The following is a 20,399-nucleotide window of genomic DNA, read 5'->3' as shown; positions in this document are numbered from 1 at the left end:
CTGAATCTCGACCAATCCTGGCTGATGGCTCGCTCACCCGCCGGTGGCTATGGTCAGCACCTTGAACGGCGTGGTGATGACGATCTCGGCGACCGAGCCGACGGCCTTGCCGAGGCCTTGACCGAGATTGTTGAGCTGTGTCGGGCCGGGTTCGTCCGAGGCCAGGCCAGCTGGCGCCCGCAGCCGGTCGCCGAGCAGTTGCACCAGCATCGGGTTGTCGGCGAATTTGGCGTGGTTGAGCCGGTCGCCGCCCTTGGCCTGGGAAAGATCGACCACCGACACGCCATAGCTGGCAAGGTCGGCCGCATTGCCGTAGTCGCCGACACGTGGCTTGTCGCCCGAGATCAGGGAGGAAAGCTTGAGAGCCCGGTCATCCGCGGAGAGCAGAATGGCGAACGGCTTATCGGGTTTGCCGTAGCGGATCATCTGCTTCTTGAACACATCGACATCGATGTCGGGCGAGGCCAGGATGACGTAGCCGAGCTTGCCGCCGAGATCGCGGTCGCCGGTGATGGCGAGCTGGCGCAGCGCCTCCATGGTCACCCAGGTTCCCATCGAATGCGCGATGATGTCGATGCTCTTGACCTTAGTCTTGGCTAGCATCCTGAGCGTCGCCTCGAGGTCGTCGCGCGCCGCGTTGGCGCTTTCCTTGTCGTAGATGTAACCGGTGGTCTTGCCGCTCGACGCCCATGAGAACAGCACCGGCGTACCTGGATATTTCGTGTCGTGGGCGATCTGCGTCAGCCGATAGATGCCGTCATCGAAGCCATTGTTGAAGCCATGCACGAAAACCAGCACACGGTCTCCGCGCATGGCGATGTCTGCGCCGACCGCCTTGGCGAATTGCGGCGCGCCTTCGTAGAAGGTTACGTCCCTGGCGGTGAAGTCCTTGGCCGGAGCGCTATTTGCCGATCCTTTGGCCCGCTCTATGGCGCCGACCTGATGGCTTTTCGGAACGGTGACGTCGACACGGGCAAAGCTGGTGGTCAGCGAGCGATCGCCGTCGTACACCTGTCGCGGATCCTTGATTGCCTTCTGCCGGGTCGTTGCAACGAAGATCTCATGCGTCGCCGCGATGTCGGAAGCGGGCACCGAGACAGCGGTCCTGTTGAGCAGGTCATGCGTGTTCTGGCCGGCGCAGCCGGTCACGGCGAGCGCGATAGCAACGACGAGGCAACTCTTCGAACGCACGGTCACGCGCCAGCTCCCGTAAGGGGGGACGTCAAACGCGTGACGTCGCTGGCTACTCCGATAGAGCCAGACACCGGCGCGGTCCAGTTCAAAGTGAGTCCATACGTCCGCAATACTGAACAGGCACGGCGAAACCGCGGGACCCCATCTATTGGCCGAGCAGGCCGATGCGGTCGGTCACGTCACGGTCGCTGGCAAAGCCGTCATCCTCGCGCAGGCGCTGGCCGATCATCTTCACCAGCGTTGGATTGTCGGCGAATTTCGTATGGTTGAAGCTGTCGCTTCCCTTGACCGTGGAGAGGTCGACGACGGTCACGCCGTAGGAGGCAAGATCGGCGGCATCCTTGTAGTCGCCGACGCGCGGCCGGGAACCGGCAATCAGGCCGGAGAGCCTCAGGGCCCGATCGTCGTCGGACAACAACAGGATGAACGGCTTGTCGGGCTTGCCGTAGCGCCTCATCTGGCTCTTGAACACGTCGACGTCGATGTCGGGCGAGGCCAGCACCACGTCGCCGAGCTTGCCGCCGAGATCGCGGTCGCCGCTGATGGCCATCTGGCGCAGCGTTTCCATGGTCACCCAGGTTCCCATTGAATGCGCGACGATGTCGATGCGCCGGGCGCCCGACTGCTGCAGCATCCTGAGCGTCACTTCCAACTGATCGCGGGCAGCACTGGCGCTTTCCTTGTCGTAGACATAGTCGGTGGTTCTGGCGCCCGATGCCCAGGAAAACAGCACGGGCGTGCCGGGATAGCCGGAATCGTGGACAATCTGGGTGAGGCGATAGACGGCGGCGTCGAAGCCGGTGTTGTAGCCATGCACGAAGACCATGACGCGGCCGCCGCGCGCCGCGATGTCGGCGTTGAGGGCACTGGAGAATTTCGGCTGCGTGTCGTAGCCGACGACCTCGGAGGCCATGAAATATTTGGCCGGGTCGTCCGACTTGCCGCGTGAGCGCCGCTCGATCTGGCCGGTCTCATGGATCCCCGGAACGGTGACGTTGACGCGGGCGTAGTTAAGCGTCGCCGAGCGCTCGCCGTCGAAAACCTTATTGGGATCGTCGGATTTCTTGCGCGTCGTGGCGATGAAGATGCTGTGGTTGCCGGCGATCTCCGTCACCGGGGCGGATACCATGGCGCTACCCAGCAGTTCCTGTGTTTGCGAGCCGGCGCAGCCGGTGACGAACAAGGCAAGGACAACGGTAAAGATCTTCTTCAAAGGCACGCTTGAAATTCCAACTCCGGCCGAAAGGCCTGTCTACCCCCACGACACCTCCCGGACAGGGAGAGTGCGGCGGAACTAAGTCGTGTGCAGTCGAAATGTGATCAGCGCCCGGTTACAGCCGCCGCAGTGTTGCGCGAAAGCCAAAATGACGGGAGGAACGCCTCCCTGGTGCGCGCAATGAGCCGCATCCACCGTCGACGCGCCGGTTTCGGCAAGGACAGGATTTCAGGCCGACCGCCGCCGAAGCATTAGCAAACGCCTTCAAGAGATTGCAAAGCTTTTGCGAACGCCTGTTGCGAGAGGACATGAATGGCGGGACGATGGCGTCGCAAGGCCGGATATGCAATAGGCGGGTTCGTGCTGCATCGTAGCATAACGCCAACAACTGACGGTGCGCGGCCGGATCGGTGATGAGGTCTGCGGACGACATGCGCCGCGAGGGGGTTTTCAATGAACAGTTTCTCTTCCCGCGTTGCCGCCGCTGCTGCCGCGATCCGTCAGATATTTCCGGAAACGCCGCTGCAGGAAAACGACTATTTGTCGAAAAAGACCGGCGCGCGGGTGCTGTTGAAGCGCGAGGATCTGTCGCCCGTGCGTTCCTACAAGATCCGCGGCGCCTTTAATTTCTTCCGCAAAACGCTGGCGGCGGGCAACGAGGCCGAACTGTTCGTGTGCGCGTCCGCCGGCAACCATGCGCAGGGCTTTGCTTTCGTCTGTCGCCATTTCGGCAAGAAGGGTGTGGTGTTCATGCCCGTGACGACTCCGCAGCAGAAGATCGACAAGACCAGGCTGTTCGGCGGCGATTTCGTCGAGATCAGGCTGGTTGGCGACTTTTTCGACGATTGCTATCGCGCCGCCTTCGAATTCACCGAAAGTTCCGGCGCCCATATGGTGCCTCCCTTCGACCACAAGGACATCATCGAGGGCCAGGCGACTGTCGCCTATGAGATCGCGGACCAGATGCCCGGCGCCCGCATGCCCGACATCATCATGCTGCCGGTTGGCGGTGGCGGGCTTGCCGCCGGTGTCACTCATTATTTCGCCGATCAGGGCCGGGAAGCGCGCTTCGTCTTCTGCGAGCCGGCCGGCGCGCCGAGCCTGCGCGAGAGCCTCGCTGCGGGTAAACGGCTCAAGCTCGCCAAAGTCGACAATTTCGTCGATGGCGCGGCGGTGGCCGAGATCGGCCGCGAGCCGTTACGGCATCTCAAGGATTTTCCTGCCGACACCGTGCGGCTGATCCCGGAAAACCGGCTCTGCGCCACCATGATCGAGATGCTCAACGTCGAGGGCGTCGTGCTGGAGCCGGCCGGTGCCCTGGCGATCGATGCGCTGAAGGATTTCTCCAGAAAGGAGATCAGGGGCAAGACCATTGTCGCCGTGGTCTCGGGCGGCAATTTCGATTTCGAGCGGCTGCCCGACGTTAAGGAGCGGGCACTGCGCTTCGAGGGCCTGAAGAAATACTTCATCATCCGCTTCGCCCAGCGGCCGGGCGCGCTGCGCGACTTCCTCGAACTGCTCGGTCCGGACGACGACATCGCCCGTTTCGAATATCTGAAGAAATCGGCGCGCAATTTCGGTTCGGTGCTGATCGGCATCGAAACCAAGGACCGCCGCAATTTCGACCTGCTCAAGGCGAATTTCGAGGCAGAAGGCGTCCAGTACCAGGACATCACCGATAACGAGACCTTGGCCGGGTTCATCATATGAGGGGTGCCGGAAAAACCTTCGTCGCGCTGTTTTCCGGCATCAATGTCGGCGGCAACCGCATCGTCAAGATGACGGAGTTGCGATCGTTTTTCGAGGATCTCGGCTTTTCCAATGTCGCCACCTATGTGCAGAGCGGCAATGCCGTGTTCCGCGCGAAGACGGCCGATGCGGTCACGCTGACAAAACAGCTCGAAGCAGCCTTCGAGAAGAAATGGGGCTTCCATTCCCGCATCATGGTGCGCGATCTCTCATGGTTCGAGCGGCTGGTGAACGAAAATCCCTATCCGGACGTGGCTGCGGACCACACGAGGCTCCATGCCTATGTGCTGGAACGCGAGCCGACCGCTGATGAGGTGGCGCGGCTGGCCGAAAAGTGCACAGGGCCCGAACGCTTCGAGGTCAAGGGCGATGTGCTCTACCTGCATGCGCCGGATGGACTGGGCAAATCGGTGTTTGCTGGGTTGACCCCGCGCACCCTGAAAGTGCTTGGCACGGCACGTAACTGGCGCTCGGTGCAGGCGCTGCTGGCGATGGCCGTTCAGGCTGATGCGAAGTGAAGCATGATCCCGAAAAGTGGGTACCGGTTTTCGCCAGAAGTCGTGCTCGAATAAGCGCTTATGCCGCCGGCGCGGGTTTCCAGTCGAAGGTCAGTTCTTCGCGGAAAGCAAAGCGCTTGATGTGATCGGCGACGACGCTTTCCAGCCGTTCGATCGATCCGGCTTCGTCAGTTGAAACCGTGATATGCAGCGCGGTCGCGTCTGCGTCCAGAACCGTGCGACCCATTGAGAGATCGATGGTGCCATGGGCGGGATCGAACTCGACCGGGAATTTGTGCGCCCAGTGCTTGCACAACTGCTGCAGGTAGCGGCTGGCATGTTCGGTGGCAATATCGGCACGGCTGGTCGGCATGAATGAATTCTCCAGGTAAGCGCCGGCCTTGCCGGGCAGGCGCGATAGGCAGGTAGATAGGTGCCGTCGATCAGAACCGCAAAGGCGGCCGGCTTGTCCCCGTGGCCGCCCACTCAAGATGCGTGATCGCTACCAGGTGCCGGTGTTCGGCATCGAGGCCCAAGGCTCGGCTTTGGGCTTCGCCGGTCCCTTTTGCAGCAGTTCGATCGAAATGCCGTCCGGCGACTTGACGAAGGCCATATTGCCGTCGCGCGGCGGCCGATTGACGGTGACGCCGTTGTCCATCAAATGCTGGCAGGTGGCGTAGATGTCGTCGACCTCATAGGCGAGGTGGCCGAAATTTCGCCCGCCCTTATAGTCTTCCGGATCCCAATTGTAGGTCAGTTCGATCAGCGGCGCCTTGTCGGCGATGCCGCTTTGCTCGTCTTCCGACGCGGCGAGGAAGATCAGCGTGAAGCGGCCTTGCTCGTTTTCGTAGCGGCGCACCTCCTTGAGGCCGAGCTTGTTGCAGTAGAAGTCAAGCGAGGCATCGACGTCGGCGACGCGGACCATGGTGTGCAGATAGCGCATGAGGATTCCTCGTGAATTGCATTGCGGTGCAACATAGGGTCGACCCCGTCAAAGGGCAATCATGCGGCAGCGCGCGATGCCGGCAAGAACAAATCCGGTATTCACCCCATTGAACCGTGAAAAAAGGCACGGCAGGTCTTGCACACACCGGAAGCGGCAGTGTTAATCTGGTCCCCAAGAATCAGTTGCGGTGTTCTTTAAAAGAGGGGGCATTCTTATGGGGGAAAAGGCCTCTTTCATGGGGCGGGACGAACCTCTAGGCGATGCCTTGCAGCGTGACGAAGGCGGTGACGCCGCCGACCTGCTCGAAATTGCCGGCGTGATCAAGTGGTTCGATGTGGCCAAGGGTTATGGTTTCATCCTCCCGGATGACGGCATTTCGGGCGACATCCTCCTCCATGTGACGTGTCTTCGAAAGGACGGCTTTCAGACGGCCCTGGAGGGCGCGCGCGTGGTCTGCCTCGTCAAGCATGGCGACCGCGGATTGCAGGCCTTCCGGGTTCTCTCCATGGATCTCACCACAGCGGTTCACCCGGCCGAGATGCAGGAGCAGCGCACCCATGTCGCGGTGACGCCGGAAAGCGGTCTCGAACGCGCTTTGGTGAAGTGGTTCAACCGCACCAAGGGTTTTGGTTTTCTGACCCGCGGCGAGGGCACCGAGGACATCTTCGTCCACATGGAGACCTTGCGCCGCTACGGCATCACCGAGCTTCGGCCAGGCCAAGTCGTTCTGGTTCGTTTCGGACGCGGCGACAAAGGCCTTATGGCCGCCGAAATTCACCCCGATATGGGGACCTTGCCGGTCTCGCACTAGGACGATTTCCGGCTGAGGATTTCGAATGGCTCACAGGAACTGGCTGGCGGCGGGCGTGGTGTGCGCCGTGATTGCCGTCATCGTCGCCGCAGGCGCCTTCTTCTATTCCGAACGGCCGACCGCGGCGGACAGTCGGGCGATGATCCTTGCGGTCGACCCGACGCCACTGGTCGTGGTGACGAAAGGCGGCGATCGCTCCTTTTCCATCGAAATCGCCGACACCGATCCAGAGCGCGAAGCCGGTTTGATGTATCGCCAGGACATGCCCGACGATCACGGCATGCTGTTCGTCTTCGAGATGCCACAGCAGGTCAATTTCTGGATGCGGAACACGCCGATGCCGCTCGATCTGATCTTTGTCGGCCAGGACGGCAAGATCCGGGCGATCAAGCGCGGTGAGCCGCAATCCGACGCCGTTATTTCGCCAGGTGTCCCGGTACGTTTCGTGCTCGAACTCAAGGCCGGCACGGCCGCCAGCAACGGCATCGAATATGGCGACCTGGTGCGCCATCCGGCCGTGGGCACAGCGTCCGGCCCCGGCATGCCGCCCGCCGACAATGGCGATGCGCCCAATGGCGGCGGCGGTTGAGTGGACAGGCGGGATCGCCGATGCAGCTTTTCACCCATGACGGCTTCGACATTGCCTTCCTCGACCGCCAGCCGGCGTCGGGCGAGGGCGATCCGGTCCTCATGATCCACGGCTTCGCTTCGAGCCACTATGTCAATTGGGTGTCGCCCGGCTGGTTCAAGACGCTGAACGATGCCGGTTACCGCGCCATCGCCTTCGACAACCGCGGCCATGGTTCGTCTTCGAAGAGCTATGAGGAGGCCGACTATACGCCGGCGAAGATGGCTTCGGATGCCGCCGCCTTGCTCGACCACCTCGGCATCGAGCGCGCCCATATCATGGGCTATTCGATGGGCGCGCGCATCGCGGCGTTCCTGGCGCTGTCGGATCCGGACAAGGTGGCGACGCTGGTTTTCGGAGGTCTTGGCATCGGCATGATCGATGGCGTCGGCGATTGGGATCCGATCGCCGCGGCCCTGCTTGCCGATGATCCGGCCGCGACAAGCCATCCGCGCGGCCGTTCGTTTCGCGCCTTCGCCGACCAGACCCGCAGCGATCGCCGTGCGTTGGCCGCCTGCATTGCCAAATCGCGCGAACTGCTGAGCGAGCAGGATATTGCCCGCATCGCCCAGCCGACGCTGGTCGCTGTCGGCACGACCGACGACATTGGCGGCTCGCCCGATGAACTCGCGGCGTTGATGCCGAACGCCAGGGCCTTTCACATCGTGGGCCGCGACCACATGCTGGCTGTCGGGGACAAGACCTTCAAGCAGCGTGTGCTGGAGTTCTATGCCGAAAATCCGCTCTGAGCGGACGGCGAGGGGAGCGGGACGCGACTGCCCTCAGTCTGTGGTGAGAGCCGCCAGCGACCGCACCATGTTTTCGCGGGCCTGCCGTTCAAAGCGTTGCCGGAATTCCTCCGTGTGGAAAATGTGTGGGCGGGAGAGGAAATTTCTCAGCACGGCACTGCGCCCGGCCCGCCACATCGGCCCCTCCACCCAGGCGTACTCGCGTCGCACGGCGCGCTCATAGGCATCGAAGGCGTCCGGCGCGGCACCCAGGATCGACAGATCCATATCGAGGAAAAGACTTGCGTCCCGTGTGCTCGTCGCGTCGTCAAACGGCGGCACCTGGTGTGTGGCGGTGGCGACGATCATCGCCGAGATGCGGTTGAGGCGGGAATGGTCCACGCGGCCCGCCAGCTTCTTCTCGGCAAGGACAGCACTTTGCGCCTCGTTGTCCTTGGCCTTGCTGTCATAGATGGCATCGTGGAACCAGATCGCCGCTTCGACGGCTCCGGGGTCGCCGAGCGCCGCCCGATAGTCACCTGCAAGCGCCAACATCGCTTCGATATGGGCAAGGTTGTGGTAATGGCGGCCTGGTCCCCGGTAGAGCGCTGAAAGCTCGCTCTTCAGAGCGTCATCGATCAAGGGTTCGTTTTCCATGGCTGCTTGAATTCCCGCGAACCAAATCCATTTGACAATGCACTGAGGAAAATTGAGTTCAATCGTGCTATGATTTGACTTATATGTGCGGCCGGACAACAGGCAAGCACAACAAGCAAGCCCGGCAGGGCGCAGGACGAGACGGCGATGAACAGCATCAGCATTTCCCGACACAGCGCATTGAAGCCGGTCGACCCGATCTGGCGTTCGATCCGCGACGAAGCGATGGAGGCTGTCAACCGCGACCCATTGCTCGCCGCGTTCCTCTATTCGACCATCCTCAACCAGGACAGCCTGGAGGAAGCGGTCATCCATCGCCTGGCCGAACGGCTGGCGCACCAGGACATCGGCTCCGATCTCATCCGCCAGACCTTCAAATCCATGCTGGCCGACGACAAGGACTGGCCGACGACCGTGCGCGTCGACATCCAAGCCTATTACGACCGCGATCCGGCGTGCGACCGCTTCATCATGCCGGTGCTCTATTTCAAGGGTTTTCACGCCATCCAGACGCATCGCCTGGCGCATTGGCTGTGGAACCAGGGCCGCAAGGATTTCGCGCTCTATCTGCAGAGCCGCTCGTCCTCGGTCTTCCAGACCGACATCAACCCGGCCGCGCGCATCGGCAAGGGCATCTTCATCGACCACGCCACCGGCCTTGTGGTCGGCGAGACCGCGGTGATCGAGGACGATGTGTCGATATTGCATGGCGTGACACTGGGCGGTACCGGCAAGGCCGGCGGCGACCGTCATCCCAAGATCCGTTACGGCGTGCTGATTGGCGCAGGTGCCAAGATCCTCGGCAACATCGAAATCGGCCATTGCTCGAAGATCGCGGCAGGCTCGGTGGTGCTGTCGCCAGTGCCGCACAACAAGACGGTTGCCGGCGTACCGGCTCGCGTCGTTGGCGAGACCGGCTGCGATCAGCCGTCGCGCCAGATGGACCAGCTTCTGCCGTCGCAGACGATGGATCAGGTCGTCAGCTTCGACATCTGATTTTCATAAGGCCGCCGCCTGCTGCCGGATTCCGGCCGTGGGCATGAGTGGCGGTTGTCTCGCCTTATCGGGCCGCTTGCCTTTACATCGCCATTGTCGACGTGTCAGAAGCGCGCTCGAACGAGCAAGCCCGATGATCGGAGAAGACTGTTGAAGCCGGACGAAATCAGAAAGCTGGACGCCTATTTCAAGCGCGTCTTCCAGAACCCCAAGCTCGAGGTCAAGGCACGGCCGCGCAAGGAAGATTCAGCCGAGGTCTATGTCGGTGACGAATTCCTCGGCATCGTCTTCAAGGATGAAGACGACGGCGACTACAATTTTTCGATGGCAATCCTCGACATCGATCTGGCCTGAGCCAGCACCTTGCGCTTGGCCGGCTGCGCCTCGAATGCGGCCGGCCAGCCGGATCTCCCGACGCTTTCTATTCTAATGTCCTGTTTTCAGGACACGCCCGGCTTCTGTGGCGATTGCCGCGTCAAGCGTCTGCCAATCACCCAGAAACTCCCTTGGGAAGCGATAGGTGAGGCTGAGTTCGTCGCCGACCTGGATGTCGCGCTCGCACGGCGCCAGCGATTCGTCGGCACTCGGCCCGCTCAGGCAACGTGCCACGAACGGGTCCTTGCCGGGGCGCTCGGCGACAACCAGCACCTCGTTCAAATAGCCTGATTTCTCGTTGAAACCGTACACCGTCGTGCCGCCAGGCCCCGCAATGCCGGGTTTGGTGATCAACGCGCTGTAGATCGGCGCGAAGCGGCCACTCATGTCACGCGACATCATCCGCTGTTCGAAAGACAGGAAGACGATGTTCTTGGCTGCCCCGGTGTGGTTGAAATCGTCGCGCGCGGCCTCGCTGTAGCCGTCCATCTGGGGGTAGCGCAGATAGAGATCGAGCCGCGAGGCGATACCGTCGCGCCTGGCCTGGGCGAAACGGATGGCGTTGGCCGGCACGGCGATGACATTGTTGCCGATCACCACCTGGTGGATTGTTGCGTCGTCGGTGTATCCGGCCATGGCGATCGAATGGCCGAACCATTTGCCGCCGAGGCTGATCGCTGCCGACAGCAGAGCCAGCGCCGCGAACGCGTAGAGCACCCGCTTCATCAGCCTGGAATCGACCACGGTGAGTTCGTTGGCGAGCGCTGCCTGTTTCATCTCGGTTCTCGGATCCCAGCCGCCTCTGTGTCCCTGGGCGGTACACGTCGCACGGCATGGCTTTTGCAGCCTTCATGGAACGACTGTGCAATTTCATGGTAAATGGGAAGTTAAGATGGGACCGCTGGAACTCACGCTCTTCGCTTTTGTCGTCGGGTTGACCGCCTGCGGGATGGCCGGATCGGCCATGGAACTGGTTTCGGGCCGCAAGGTCGCCTTCACCGAACCCTATGTGTCGCCGTCCCATATCTTGCGCTCGCTGCTCGCCACCGCGTGTGCCGGCCCTTTCATGCTCGTCAACGATGCCATCGATGCCCGGCGCGAGCGCCGCATTTCGATGATGGCGCTGATGTCCTGCGGCTGCACGGCAATAGCCTGGTCCTTGGCGCTGGGCGTGGTCGTGCTTGCCATTGCCTCTTGGACGATCCGTCTCCTAGGGTCCGACTTGCCAGGCTGAGACGATTCGGAGACCAAGACATGCCTCTCTACGCGATCGATGGAACGGGGCCCAGTTTCGCGGATGTGCAGACCAACTGGATCGCGCCCGATGCGACGCTGATCGGCGACGTTCGGGTCGGCCGCAATGCCGGCTTCTGGTTCGGCGCCGTCATTCGCGGCGACAATGAGCCTATCGTCATCGGCGCCGACACCAATGTGCAGGAACATACGGTCATGCACACCGATCCCGGCTTTCCGCTGACGATCGGGGAGGGCTGCACGATCGGCCATCGCGCCTTGCTGCATGGCTGCACGATCGGCGACAACAGTCTGATCGGTATGGGCGCCATCGTGCTGAACGGCGCGAAAATCGGCAGGAATTCGTTGGTCGGTGCGGGTGCGCTGGTCACCGAAGGCAAGGAATTCCCGGACAATTCGCTGATCGTCGGCTCGCCTGCCAAGGCAATCAGGGTGCTGGACGACGCGGCCGTGGCGAAGTTGCGCGGCTCGGCGGCGCACTACGTTGCCAATGGCAAGCGCTTCAAGGCGGGCTTGAAGAATGCCTGAGGCCAGTTTGGCCTATATCTTTCATCGCGGCCTAACTCACCGGCGGTTGGAGCCAGGCCCGGCTATCGCATCGCGCAGCAAGGACGCACCGGCGTCAAAGCAGGCAATGTCGGCCTCTGTCCTGTAGTGATCGATGCGGGTCTCGAGCGTCGGGTCGGCGCCCGCCGCCAAAAGCAGGCGGATCGCATCGACGCTGCGGATGGCCACCGAATAGTGAAGCGGCGTCCAGTCGTTCACACCCCGCATGTTGGGGTCGGCACCGGCCTCGATCAATACCCGCACGATGTCCAGCCTGTCGGCCCGGTCGGTGGACAGCGCCGCGATGAGGGACGGAAACCCGCCGTGATCCTGATAATTTGGATCCGAGCCAGCATCCAGCAAGGTCGAGATGAAACCGACGGGGCTCCAATAGATTGCAAATTCCAGCGGATGCCCGAGCCCGAGCTCAAACGGTATGCGCTCGTCGAACCAGCGGGGCGAGCCACCCATAGCCATGCCGAGACCATCGAAATCGCCCGCCTTGAAGGCATCGTCGATGGCCTTGTACAGGCGATGGCGCTCGCAGCGATCTTCCGGGATTTCCAACATCGCGGTGATCCAGAACGCGAAACCGACGGCCTATAGTGCGCCGATCTCCTGCCGGTGAAAAGGCGGGACGATTCGACTGAATGAGATTGAGATATTCCAGTCTGCCTGCGAACGATCATCGCCAGAAATGGCGGAGCCGGCCCGGGGACGGGGCCGGCTCCTTTCACCCGGTCGTTGGGGCGGGGGTGGGGGGGGACTCGACCGGGTTTCTCCTTAAGCGCTTCGCACTCATGCGGCGCGCTTGATCTGTGATATCTAGCGGACGCTCGCGACCGCGTCGGAGCGGCCGTCGTTGATCGTCACCCAAACGCCGGAATTCTGGTCGGACTGGCGCTTGAGATAGGTGTAGTCGGTGTCCGTCCAGGACAGGACCTTGGTCTCCAGATTGTCGAGGATGAATTCTCCCAGGCTGGTGCGCACGGTCAGCACCGCGTGACCGTCGCCATTCGGCTGGCGCGCTACGGTCATCAGCAGATTGCCGGCGGGCACGCCCGCATTCATCAATTCACGACGCTTTTCCAGTGCGTAATCCTCGCAATCGCCATAGCCATTATCCGGATAGGCCCAGTATTCCTCGACTCCGTAGTTCTCCATATCGGTGCGCGGCTTGATGCGGGTGTTGACGGAATTGTTGATGTTGACGATCGTCGCCCACAGTTTGCGGGTCAGTTCGACCGGCGCGCCCTTGGGGGTCCTTTCGCTGCATTCGCCAGCTATGCGCTGGCAGAACTCATAATGGCCGACAGGCTGCGTGGTACGTCCGCCGGTGTGCATATAGGCCGGTCCCGCGGCATATGCTGATCCCCAGGCGGAAAGCTGCATCGCTATTGCCACCAGCAACAGCTTGCGCCTCGTTTTCTTCATTGTTGTAGTCTCCCCGTTCGAAGGAGACATTGCCACATGTGGATTTATTTGAGGCAAAAGCACGAAGTAGATTTTTAGTAAAACGCCAGTAGAATAAACGTCTAATTTTATTCATTTGAGTATTAAATTATTGGGAGTTTCGAAGCTGACCCCTCGGGCTCGATGTCACGCGGGCCTTGCAGGGCAACGGCCTCGAGCTTGGCTGAAGCATCTCAATCGGCGATGTCGCGAACGCAAAAGCCGGCCGCAAAGGGCCGGCTTCATGAAAGCGTTGCTGGCCTTGTCAGGCGCGCGGCGCGTTGAATTCGGAATCGAGCGTTTCGGGACGCTGGATGACGGCGAATTCGATGGCGACGCCATCCTCGAAGTGGCGGACGACCTGCCCGCGCATGGTGCCCAGCATGACCTGGATGCCGATTGCCGGCTTGACGTCGATCTCGACCGCGGCGCCGGAAAGCGACAGGTCGATGATACGGCACTGGTACTGGCGGCCATCGGTGAGCTGCAGAACGCTGGTCGGATTGCGCGGCGCGACGCGCTCGTGGCGACGGTCTTCCGGCAGGTCGAGTTCATGCTTGTTGGCAAGCCAGGTCAATTGCGCGGCAAGCTTGTCCTTCTTGCGATCCGACGCGATGACGGTCATTGCGAAACCGTCCTGCAAGGTGCGCGTGACGACACCTTCGATGCGGCCGATATGATCGATGTAGGCGATGACTTTTTCGCCGGGCATGCCGATGCGGTCGGTGCGAAATGCTACATTGCCCGGCGACATGTCGACGACCTGGCAGGGGTGCTCGGTGCGGTCTTCCAGCATGAAGCGCCCGTAAATCTTGACGCGGACGCGCTGAAAGTTACGCCTTTCAGCTTGGGACGGCGCATAGTCGATCGCCGCTGACCTCATGACTGCCTTCACCCTGTTTGCGTCCCACGCGTCCATGCGAGAACTTCATCAAAGAAGTACAACAAAGCAGGTTAACAAAGGGGAAAAGCGGGCGCTTTTAGGCTCGTCCCCTTGTATGTATGTCGTTGTTCCAAGACCGCTGCGCACTTTTGGGCGACATTACCGAGACGCGAAACTGCGGATTATTCCTCGCGCCCGCCATCGAAGACGACGAGATGACGGATGCGGCGCGCCCGGCCGAGCGCCGAGATCGTCTCGGGTGCCCCGAGGTCATTGGGAACGAGCGAGGGAACATCGATCGCCGGACGGTTGTTCAGGAGCTCCTTCTCCGGGTCGATGACGCGGATCGAATCGATCAGCGCGTCGGTGATCGGGTCGGCGCCCAGCCAGAAGGGCTTCTCCACGGCACTGACGACGCCCAGGCAGCGCGGATTTTCGACGCCGCCGTCAAGCGGCAAAGCGAGCAGCTCGAACTTGTTGGAGCGCCCGTTGCGGCTGAAGCCCTCATAGGTGATGAGCACGACCGACTTCTGCTCGAAGACACCATGGATCAGCCGCGAGACGAGCCGCTGATCCTTCTCGCGCCACAGCGATGGAAAGGAAAACCCCTTGAGTTCGCGGCCATAGCAGGCGCAAAGCCTGGTGCCGGCCAGCCGGAACACGGCTTGCCCGCGCGTGTCCCGTTCCAGGATAAAGGTGTCGGCCAGCAGCGACTTGATATCGGCCGGCTCGACCTCCGAACGCTTCGGGGCAGGGCGTCCGTCACGCAGGCGATTCCAATAGTGGAACAGCGTGATCGATCCATTCTGGTTCATATTATGCTGCTCCGCGCAATCTGTCGTCTGATGTCCCATCGGTGAACAGAAGGGCGCCCTCCGATGACCTACATGCGTTGCGGAGCAGGAAGCGTGCCAGCGTCGTTAACACTTGTTCACGGGTCGGGGCCGTTAAGGTTAACAAGTGGTTTACGTTGCATCGAAGCAAGCCCCGTGGCACACAAAAACCACTCCAGAAGCGGTCGTTTCGCGACGATCGGCAGCACTTCAGTCAGAGTTTTAGGGGAGCAGGGGGCTCGACCAGCCGTTCAGGGGAAACCTTGAACGGCTTCTTTTTTGATTCGCGCCCAGCGATTCGGGGTTAACGGCGGGCTGAGATTTCCGCTCGCCGCGATGCTGGAACAATCCCGACGATCGACAACGCGGCATCGCCCAAGCCTGCGACAAGCAACGGCAACATTTGCCAATCACGCGCTTCGAAAGAGAAAAATCTGCGTTCCGAACGGCTCGATTGCCGCTGTACTCTTGCGCATTCGCTCCTTGAGGCGCGACGGCGGCGATCCCGCGGTCGGAGACGCGCCTTGTCGGCGTTATTTTCTGGGGACCTTCATGAAGACTTCCGTTCTTGGACTGATCACCGCCAGCCTGCTCGCCTGTGCCATTCCGGCCGGGGCCGCCGGGTTGGCCGGAGCGCCGGCGCCCTTCGACAAGGGCGGCGTGAAGGTGGCACTCGTCACCTTCATCTCCGCCGGCGATTTCTTTCAGGCCTACCAGGCCGGTGCGACGAAACAGGCGAAAGCGCTCGACATCGATCTCACGGTCTTTTCCGGCCGGCAGGATGCGGCGGCACAACGTGACCAGATCGAACAGGCGATCAATCTCGGCGTCCAGGCGATCATCATCGACCATGGCCAGCCGGAAGCTTTAAAGGATGTCGCGCAGAAGGCCCTCGACGCCGGCATCAAGGTTGTGGCTTTCGACGTCGATCTCGGCAATCCGAAAATCCCGCAAGTCGAACAATCCGATCACGAGTTGGCCAAGGCGTCCCTCGGCCAGGCCCTCAAGGACAACGGCACCTCATTCCAGGCGGGTTATGTCTACGTCGCCGGTTTCGCGCCGCTCGACCGTCGCAATGAAATCTGGGAGGAGACCAAGAAGGCCAATCCCGGGATCGTCGAGAAAGCCCGCTGGGGAACGGTCAATGATACGACCGCGGTGTCGACCGCCGACCAGACCAAGGCGGCGTTCCAGGCCAATACCGACATCAGCGTCGTCTTTGCCCCCTATGACGAGTTCGCGCGCGGCGTGAAACTCGCCACCGATGAGCTCGGCATCTCGAACAAGGTGAAGATCTATTCGGCCGATGTGTCGACCGCCGATATCACCGAGATCACCGCGGAAGGCAGTCCATGGGTCGCCACCGCGGCCACCAACCCGGCCGTCGTAGGCGCCGTTTCGGTGCGGGCGGCGGCAAAGCTGATCGCGGGAGAGGATCCCGGCCACAACATCGTCGTCAAGCCGGTCCTGCTGACACAGGAGGAGCTGCGCAAGAACGGCATCAAGACGATCGAGGATCTCGATGCCAAGTTGCCCGCTTTTGGTCAGAGCGACGCAGCGACCGCAAGCTGGATCCCCACCAACTGACCTTTTCTCCCCTCCCTCGTTTCGCCGCGAAGGAGGGGAGATAACGCCTGTGCCGGCGTGAACTATCGTTTCTTTCCCAGGCCGAACGTCAGCGCCAGAGCGCCAACCAGCACGACGCCCTTGACGAAATCTTGCGTGTAATAGGGCGCGTTCAGCATGGTGAGGCCGTTCAGGAGGACGCCGACGAAGATTGCGCCGGCCACAGTGCCGATCACATGCGGGCGACGCTTGTCGAGCACGGCATATCCGATCAGCGAGGCGGCCACCGCATCGAGCAGGAGCGAGTTGCCGGCTGAGACATCGCCTCGGCCGACACGCGAAGCGACGATCAGACCTCCCAGCGAAGCAAGAGTGCCGGACAGGATATAGGCCCAGAGCCGGTATGCCTTGGTCGGCGCGCCGGATAGATGCGCGGCCGTTTCGTTGCCGCCGATCGCATAGAAGACGCGGCCCCAGCGCGTACGCTCCATCAGAAACCAGGCGAGGACGGCGACGACCGCCATGACCACGACAGACAAGGGGATCGTGTCGAAGAGCCGCGACCGGCCGAGGATCAGGAAGGCTGGATCGTAAGCGCCAGTGACCGATGAGCCGTCGGGAAGCACCATCCCGGCGGTGATCGAGCGGCCGCCTGTCGGGATCAGCTGCAGGCCGGCGAGCAGGAACATGGTCGCCAGCGTGGCGAGAAGATCGGGGACGCCGACACGCACGATCAGCAGCCCGTTCAAGAGGCCTATGAAGGCGCCCATCAGCAGGACCAGCACCATGGTCTCAGCCGCGTCCAGCTGCCAGACGACCATGGCGTAGCTCGCCGCCATCACTGACGAGGCGGCGATACTGCCTACCGAGAGATCGAAGCCGTCGGCCGACATTGTGATCGAGACCCCGACGCCGAGGATCGCCACGACAGAAACCGCCTGCAGGATCGAGAACAGGTTGGCCGAGCGGATGAAGGCGGGCTGTGCATACCAGAAGCCGATCACCATCAGTGCCAGCAGCACGAAGAGCGCGTAGCGGCGCGTCTCCCGAAAGAACGATGTGCGCGGGGCGGCCGGTTGCTCGGTCGTCAGGTTCGTCATCGATGATCTCCGGCCTTTTCGCTCTCGACCTTGCCGATCTGGTCTGTCAGCGAGCCATGGCCGTCACCGGCCTCGTGAAGTGAATGATCGCGCATGACGAGGATGCGGTCGGCAACCTCCAGTGCCTCTTCGGTGTCGCTTGTCGCGATCAGCGTGGCGGAATCGCTCTGGCTGTTGCGGATAGCGGCGATCAGGTCGGCACGCGCGCCGACGTCGACGCCTTGGAAAGGCTCGTCGAGCAACAGCAGCCGGCAAGGTGCCGCTTGCCAGCGGGCGAGCACGACCTTCTGCTGGTTGCCGCCGGAAAGCTCATCGAGTGTGTCGTCGGGTCCGCGCGCCTTGATGCCGAGCCGGGCGATCGCCTCGGAGGCGACCTTGCGCTCGCGCGCGGCCCGCAGCAGACCGCTGGGAAACCAACGCCGCAGATGCGGCAGGGCGATCGTGCCGGCAATCGAGGCGCCCGGAATCTCGGCTGGCAAAAGCGACGATGCCCAGCGATCTTCGGCGACCATGAAGACGCCGTTTTCGATCGATCGCGCCGGTCCGTTCGAAAGCCACGGTTTCCCATCGAGCACGAAGCTGCCCTGCGCCAGCATTTCCAGGCCGAAAAGCGCGCGCAGCAGCCGGCTCTTGCCCGAGCCGAGCGTGCCGGTCAGCGCGACGACCTCGCCGGAGCGCAGGTCGAGATCGAAAGGCCGCGCACCGGGAATCAGCCGCGCGCCCTTGATGGAGGCGACGATCGGGGCCGTCGATGTTTTGCCGTCGTGGATAGCGGCTTCCAATGTTCGGCCGATCATGGCCGCAACGGCGGCAGGGAAATCGATCGGCTTAGCAAAAGCGCCGACGATGCGGCCGCCGCGCATGACGACGGCGCGGTCGGCGATGGCGGCAAGGTCGCCAAGCCTGTGCGAGATGTAGAGGATTGCCATGCCGCCGGCCCGCAGCCGCCGGATGATGGCGAAGAGCCGGTCCGCTTCCGTGGCCGAGAGGCTGGATGTAGGCTCGTCGAGAATGAGGACCGAGGCCTTGGCCGCTACGGCGCGGGCGATGGCGACCAATTGCCGTTCCGCCGGCCGCAGATCGACGAAGTCGCGGTCGAGCGGCAGGTCGAGATCGATCAGCGCCGCGATGGCGCGCGCACGCCTGCGGATCGACGCGGCCGAGACGAAGAAGCGCCCGCCGGGCTGGCAAAGTTCATCGAGCAGAAGATTCTCGGCGACCGTCAATCCAGCGGCGCCGGCCTGGTCCGTCGCCTGATGGACGGTCGCGATGCCGGCAGCCTTGGCGGCGCTGGGCGAGGCGAAGGCGACGAACCTGCCGCCAAGCGTGATCGTTCCCGCGTCGGGCACATGTGAGCCCGAAAGGATTTTCACCAGCGTCGACTTGCCGGCGCCGTTGGCGCCCATCAGCGCCACCACCTCCCCGGCCGCGACGGCAAGATCGGCTCCGGCGAGCGCGCGCGTCGGCCCAAAAGATTTCTCGATCCCGGCGACAGCGACGGCAATGGGGGCGGCGGTGAGGGACAAGTGGTTCAGCCGGTTATGGATTGGGTGAGAACTGAGAAAGGCAGGCAAGCCAACGGGCACGGTCGCGCCTGTCAACCGCCATATTCCATGATTGCCAGCCCGGCATTGTAATCGAGCGAATAGATGATGCCATTGGCGTCGACGAACACGTCGGTCGACTGGATCACTCGTGGCCGGTTCGGACGCTTGTCGACCATGCGGCTGGGAGCCGGCGGTACCAGCGCTCCTGTCTCCTTCGGCCGATAGGGGTCGGAGATGTCGAAAACGCGCACCCCTGCATTCTGGTAGGTTGCAAAGATCAGCGTGTCGGACACGAAGCTGCCCGGTCGGTTCTCATGCAGATTGTGCGGGCCGAAATGTCCGCCCTTGGCAGTGTAGTCGGTTTCATCCGGGGTCGGCAGCGTCGAGATCGAAATCGGGTTCGCCGGATCGCGTATGTCGAAGATCCAGGTATGCTTGCGCCCATCCTCCTCATGGTCGAGCACGGCCTCGTCGGCGACGACGAGCAGACCGCGCTTGACCAGCGGTAACGCCGAATGCGTGCCGCCTCCATAGGGCGGCGACCAGTTCTTGTGGGTGATCAGCTTCGGCAGGGCAGGGTCCGCGACATCGAGGACGGTCAGCCCGCCGTCGCGCCAGCAGGCATAGGCGGTGTCGCCTTCGACGACCGCATGATGCAACGCGTAGCGTCGACCGTCGGGCCAGCCCGGTGTCTCGCCGCTGGCGAGATGCATGCCGGGAATCCACCAGCGACCGGCCTCGACGGGCCGTGTTGGATCTTGAAGGTCGACCGTGAGCAGAATGTAGTCGCTGTAGCCGTCGAGAAGCGCCGACACATACGCGTAGCGCCCACCGACATACCAGATGCGATGAATACCGATGCCATCGACCGGGAAGAAGCCGATCTGGCGAGGCTGCGTTGGTTTCGAGATATCGTAGATGGCCATTCCGGCCGACCAGGTCCGCGCCGAGCCCGAACCGGAAGCGGTGCCGATCGTCTCGCCGATCGACTTGGTGTAGTAGACCTTCTCATCGAACGCGAAAGCAGCATCGGCGAACAGGTCGCGCGCATGGACGACCAGCAACAGGTCTTCATGCGTCTGCAGATGGATCGTCCAGGTATTCGGTGGCGCCGGCACGAACACCGTCCCGCCCGGATTCTTGGGATCGCGCACATCGATGATGGAAAAGCCTTGAGACCAGGGATGCGCGACATAGGCGAAGCCCCGATGCACCATCACCTGCAATCCGTCCGGCCGCCCACCCTGATCGGAATGACCGATCAGGCGCATGTTGCTGAAATAGTCGGGGGTTGGGACAGAACTCATGATCGTCTTTCGTAAGGTCGGGCCGGCGCCTCCTGCCTGTCGGAGCGGGTGGAGGCGCAGATGCGGTCGCCGCCGGGCATTCCAGCGTGATCATCCCCGGTCAGGCCGGGGATG

Annotated in this window: 23 protein-coding genes; 10 read left to right on the top strand and 13 right to left on the bottom strand. The window is 62.3% G+C overall.

What is annotated here, in order from left to right:
* Positions 1 to 33: 33 nt before the first annotated feature.
* Both NKH57_RS01615 and NKH57_RS01610 read right to left on the bottom strand, forming a co-directional pair.
* Positions 34 to 1,197: an alpha/beta hydrolase gene (locus tag NKH57_RS01615; protein ID WP_023759426.1), complete on the bottom strand. Its 1,164-nt coding sequence runs from the start codon at positions 1,195 to 1,197 to the stop codon at positions 34 to 36.
* A 142-nt stretch (positions 1,198 to 1,339) separates the two neighbouring features.
* Positions 1,340 to 2,413, bottom strand: coding sequence for an alpha/beta hydrolase (locus tag NKH57_RS01610; RefSeq protein ID WP_023759425.1), 1,074 nt, complete (start codon positions 2,411 to 2,413; stop codon positions 1,340 to 1,342).
* 450 nt (positions 2,414 to 2,863) lie between these two features.
* Between NKH57_RS01610 and ilvA the strand changes: the two genes are divergently transcribed.
* Positions 2,864 to 4,120, top strand: coding sequence for a threonine ammonia-lyase IlvA (gene ilvA, locus NKH57_RS01605; RefSeq protein WP_352941121.1), 1,257 nt, complete (start codon positions 2,864 to 2,866; stop codon positions 4,118 to 4,120).
* Entirely contained in the window at positions 4,117 to 4,677 is a 561-nt protein-coding gene (locus tag NKH57_RS01600; RefSeq protein ID WP_352941118.1) for a DUF1697 domain-containing protein, read from the top strand. Before ilvA ends, NKH57_RS01600 begins: the two co-directional genes overlap by 4 nt.
* Before the next feature lie 58 nt (positions 4,678 to 4,735).
* Here NKH57_RS01600 and NKH57_RS01595 read toward each other — a convergent pair whose 3' ends face one another.
* A complete protein-coding gene (locus NKH57_RS01595) occupies positions 4,736 to 5,029 on the bottom strand; it encodes a DUF2218 domain-containing protein (protein WP_352602558.1) in 294 nt (97 codons plus the stop codon).
* Positions 5,030 to 5,158: 129 nt separating this feature from the next.
* Positions 5,159 to 5,599: a lactoylglutathione lyase gene (gene gloA / locus NKH57_RS01590; RefSeq protein WP_352941116.1), complete on the bottom strand. Its 441-nt coding sequence runs from the start codon at positions 5,597 to 5,599 to the stop codon at positions 5,159 to 5,161.
* A gap of 217 nt (positions 5,600 to 5,816) precedes the next feature.
* Between gloA and NKH57_RS01585 the strand changes: the two genes are divergently transcribed.
* From NKH57_RS01585 to NKH57_RS01575, 3 genes are read left to right on the top strand one after another with little or no spacing between them, the layout of a single operon-like run.
* Entirely contained in the window at positions 5,817 to 6,413 is a 597-nt protein-coding gene (locus tag NKH57_RS01585) for a cold-shock protein (protein ID WP_032907472.1), read from the top strand.
* A gap of 25 nt (positions 6,414 to 6,438) precedes the next feature.
* The gene (locus tag NKH57_RS01580; protein WP_023759420.1) at positions 6,439 to 7,002 is read left to right on the top strand and encodes a DUF192 domain-containing protein; all 564 of its coding nucleotides are present in this window, start codon (positions 6,439 to 6,441) and stop codon (positions 7,000 to 7,002) included.
* 20 nt (positions 7,003 to 7,022) lie between these two features.
* Entirely contained in the window at positions 7,023 to 7,790 is a 768-nt protein-coding gene (locus tag NKH57_RS01575) for an alpha/beta fold hydrolase (RefSeq protein WP_352941113.1), read from the top strand.
* A 33-nt stretch (positions 7,791 to 7,823) separates the two neighbouring features.
* On the opposite strand, the gene NKH57_RS01570 is transcribed toward NKH57_RS01575, so the two are convergent.
* The gene (locus tag NKH57_RS01570) at positions 7,824 to 8,426 is read right to left on the bottom strand and encodes an HD domain-containing protein (protein WP_352941337.1); all 603 of its coding nucleotides are present in this window, start codon (positions 8,424 to 8,426) and stop codon (positions 7,824 to 7,826) included.
* 147 nt (positions 8,427 to 8,573) lie between these two features.
* Here NKH57_RS01570 and cysE point away from each other — a divergent pair, with 147 nt between their 5' ends.
* Together cysE and NKH57_RS01560 are read left to right on the top strand one after the other, a co-directional pair.
* Positions 8,574 to 9,422, top strand: a complete 849-nt coding sequence (gene cysE, locus NKH57_RS01565) for a serine O-acetyltransferase (protein WP_127415464.1) — start codon at positions 8,574 to 8,576, stop codon at positions 9,420 to 9,422.
* Positions 9,423 to 9,572: 150 nt separating this feature from the next.
* Entirely contained in the window at positions 9,573 to 9,776 is a 204-nt protein-coding gene (locus NKH57_RS01560; protein WP_006200852.1) for a DUF3126 family protein, read from the top strand.
* Between the two features lie 72 nt (positions 9,777 to 9,848).
* On the opposite strand, the gene NKH57_RS01555 is transcribed toward NKH57_RS01560, so the two are convergent.
* Complete coding sequence (locus NKH57_RS01555) at positions 9,849 to 10,574, bottom strand: hypothetical protein (protein WP_023759416.1); 726 nt, start codon at positions 10,572 to 10,574, stop codon at positions 9,849 to 9,851.
* Positions 10,575 to 10,689: 115 nt separating this feature from the next.
* On the opposite strand from NKH57_RS01555, the gene NKH57_RS01550 reads away from it, so the two are divergent.
* The gene (locus NKH57_RS01550; RefSeq protein WP_023759415.1) at positions 10,690 to 11,031 is read left to right on the top strand and encodes a DUF6949 family protein; all 342 of its coding nucleotides are present in this window, start codon (positions 10,690 to 10,692) and stop codon (positions 11,029 to 11,031) included.
* Positions 11,032 to 11,051: 20 nt separating this feature from the next.
* Positions 11,052 to 11,579, top strand: coding sequence for a gamma carbonic anhydrase family protein (locus NKH57_RS01545; protein WP_352941109.1), 528 nt, complete (start codon positions 11,052 to 11,054; stop codon positions 11,577 to 11,579).
* A 36-nt stretch (positions 11,580 to 11,615) separates the two neighbouring features.
* Here NKH57_RS01545 and NKH57_RS01540 read toward each other — a convergent pair whose 3' ends face one another.
* From NKH57_RS01540 to NKH57_RS01525, 4 genes are all read right to left on the bottom strand, one after another.
* Positions 11,616 to 12,167: an ankyrin repeat domain-containing protein gene (locus tag NKH57_RS01540; protein ID WP_352941107.1), complete on the bottom strand. Its 552-nt coding sequence runs from the start codon at positions 12,165 to 12,167 to the stop codon at positions 11,616 to 11,618.
* A gap of 255 nt (positions 12,168 to 12,422) precedes the next feature.
* Positions 12,423 to 13,031, bottom strand: a complete 609-nt coding sequence (locus NKH57_RS01535) for a transglutaminase-like cysteine peptidase (RefSeq protein WP_352831013.1) — start codon at positions 13,029 to 13,031, stop codon at positions 12,423 to 12,425.
* Positions 13,032 to 13,314: 283 nt separating this feature from the next.
* Positions 13,315 to 13,932 carry a PilZ domain-containing protein gene (locus NKH57_RS01530; protein WP_023759411.1) on the bottom strand — a complete coding sequence of 206 codons (618 nt, stop codon included), beginning with the start codon at positions 13,930 to 13,932 and terminating at the stop codon, positions 13,315 to 13,317.
* A gap of 182 nt (positions 13,933 to 14,114) precedes the next feature.
* Positions 14,115 to 14,747, bottom strand: a complete 633-nt coding sequence (locus NKH57_RS01525) for a PAS domain-containing protein (RefSeq protein ID WP_352726678.1) — start codon at positions 14,745 to 14,747, stop codon at positions 14,115 to 14,117.
* Between the two features lie 570 nt (positions 14,748 to 15,317).
* Here NKH57_RS01525 and NKH57_RS01520 point away from each other — a divergent pair.
* Entirely contained in the window at positions 15,318 to 16,352 is a 1,035-nt protein-coding gene (locus NKH57_RS01520; RefSeq protein ID WP_352941103.1) for a substrate-binding domain-containing protein, read from the top strand.
* A gap of 62 nt (positions 16,353 to 16,414) precedes the next feature.
* On the opposite strand, the gene NKH57_RS01515 is transcribed toward NKH57_RS01520, so the two are convergent.
* The 3 genes from NKH57_RS01515 to NKH57_RS01505 form a co-directional block, all read right to left on the bottom strand.
* Complete coding sequence (locus tag NKH57_RS01515) at positions 16,415 to 17,431, bottom strand: ABC transporter permease (RefSeq protein WP_352726681.1); 1,017 nt, start codon at positions 17,429 to 17,431, stop codon at positions 16,415 to 16,417.
* Positions 17,428 to 18,957, bottom strand: coding sequence for a sugar ABC transporter ATP-binding protein (locus NKH57_RS01510; protein WP_352726683.1), 1,530 nt, complete (start codon positions 18,955 to 18,957; stop codon positions 17,428 to 17,430). Before NKH57_RS01510 ends, NKH57_RS01515 begins: the two co-directional genes overlap by 4 nt.
* 71 nt (positions 18,958 to 19,028) lie before the next feature.
* On the bottom strand, positions 19,029 to 20,285 hold the full coding sequence (locus NKH57_RS01505; RefSeq protein ID WP_352941100.1) for an LVIVD repeat-containing protein: 1,257 nt from the start codon (positions 20,283 to 20,285) through the stop codon (positions 19,029 to 19,031).
* Positions 20,286 to 20,399: the final 114 nt, after the last annotated feature.

Origin of the sequence: Mesorhizobium sp. M1050, assembly GCF_040318715.1 — a bacterium.
Taxonomy (GTDB): domain Bacteria; phylum Pseudomonadota; class Alphaproteobacteria; order Rhizobiales; family Rhizobiaceae; genus Mesorhizobium.
Note: the sequence above shows the minus strand (reverse complement) of the source record. Positions and strands in the feature narration are given on the sequence as shown.

What these genes read in the sequence shown, in the direction of transcription:
- NKH57_RS01575 (WP_352941113.1), top strand. Translation starts at nt 7,023, where the DNA reads ATGCAGCTTTTCACCCATGACGGCTTCGACATTGCCTTCCTCGACCGC.
- NKH57_RS01530 (WP_023759411.1), bottom strand. Translation starts at nt 13,932, where the DNA reads ATGAGGTCAGCGGCGATCGACTATGCGCCGTCCCAAGCTGAAAGGCGT.
- NKH57_RS01580 (WP_023759420.1), top strand. Translation starts at nt 6,439, where the DNA reads ATGGCTCACAGGAACTGGCTGGCGGCGGGCGTGGTGTGCGCCGTGATT.
- NKH57_RS01555 (WP_023759416.1), bottom strand. Translation starts at nt 10,574, where the DNA reads ATGAAACAGGCAGCGCTCGCCAACGAACTCACCGTGGTCGATTCCAGG.
- cysE (WP_127415464.1), top strand. Translation starts at nt 8,574, where the DNA reads ATGAACAGCATCAGCATTTCCCGACACAGCGCATTGAAGCCGGTCGAC.
- NKH57_RS01535 (WP_352831013.1), bottom strand. Translation starts at nt 13,031, where the DNA reads ATGAAGAAAACGAGGCGCAAGCTGTTGCTGGTGGCAATAGCGATGCAG.
- NKH57_RS01540 (WP_352941107.1), bottom strand. Translation starts at nt 12,167, where the DNA reads ATGTTGGAAATCCCGGAAGATCGCTGCGAGCGCCATCGCCTGTACAAG.
- NKH57_RS01585 (WP_032907472.1), top strand. Translation starts at nt 5,817, where the DNA reads ATGGGGGAAAAGGCCTCTTTCATGGGGCGGGACGAACCTCTAGGCGAT.
- NKH57_RS01545 (WP_352941109.1), top strand. Translation starts at nt 11,052, where the DNA reads ATGCCTCTCTACGCGATCGATGGAACGGGGCCCAGTTTCGCGGATGTG.
- NKH57_RS01520 (WP_352941103.1), top strand. Translation starts at nt 15,318, where the DNA reads ATGAAGACTTCCGTTCTTGGACTGATCACCGCCAGCCTGCTCGCCTGT.
- NKH57_RS01515 (WP_352726681.1), bottom strand. Translation starts at nt 17,431, where the DNA reads ATGACGAACCTGACGACCGAGCAACCGGCCGCCCCGCGCACATCGTTC.
- NKH57_RS01525 (WP_352726678.1), bottom strand. Translation starts at nt 14,747, where the DNA reads ATGAACCAGAATGGATCGATCACGCTGTTCCACTATTGGAATCGCCTG.
- NKH57_RS01595 (WP_352602558.1), bottom strand. Translation starts at nt 5,029, where the DNA reads ATGCCGACCAGCCGTGCCGATATTGCCACCGAACATGCCAGCCGCTAC.
- NKH57_RS01570 (WP_352941337.1), bottom strand. Translation starts at nt 8,426, where the DNA reads ATGGAAAACGAACCCTTGATCGATGACGCTCTGAAGAGCGAGCTTTCA.
- NKH57_RS01505 (WP_352941100.1), bottom strand. Translation starts at nt 20,285, where the DNA reads ATGAGTTCTGTCCCAACCCCCGACTATTTCAGCAACATGCGCCTGATC.
- ilvA (WP_352941121.1), top strand. Translation starts at nt 2,864, where the DNA reads ATGAACAGTTTCTCTTCCCGCGTTGCCGCCGCTGCTGCCGCGATCCGT.
- NKH57_RS01550 (WP_023759415.1), top strand. Translation starts at nt 10,690, where the DNA reads ATGGGACCGCTGGAACTCACGCTCTTCGCTTTTGTCGTCGGGTTGACC.
- gloA (WP_352941116.1), bottom strand. Translation starts at nt 5,599, where the DNA reads ATGCGCTATCTGCACACCATGGTCCGCGTCGCCGACGTCGATGCCTCG.
- NKH57_RS01600 (WP_352941118.1), top strand. Translation starts at nt 4,117, where the DNA reads ATGAGGGGTGCCGGAAAAACCTTCGTCGCGCTGTTTTCCGGCATCAAT.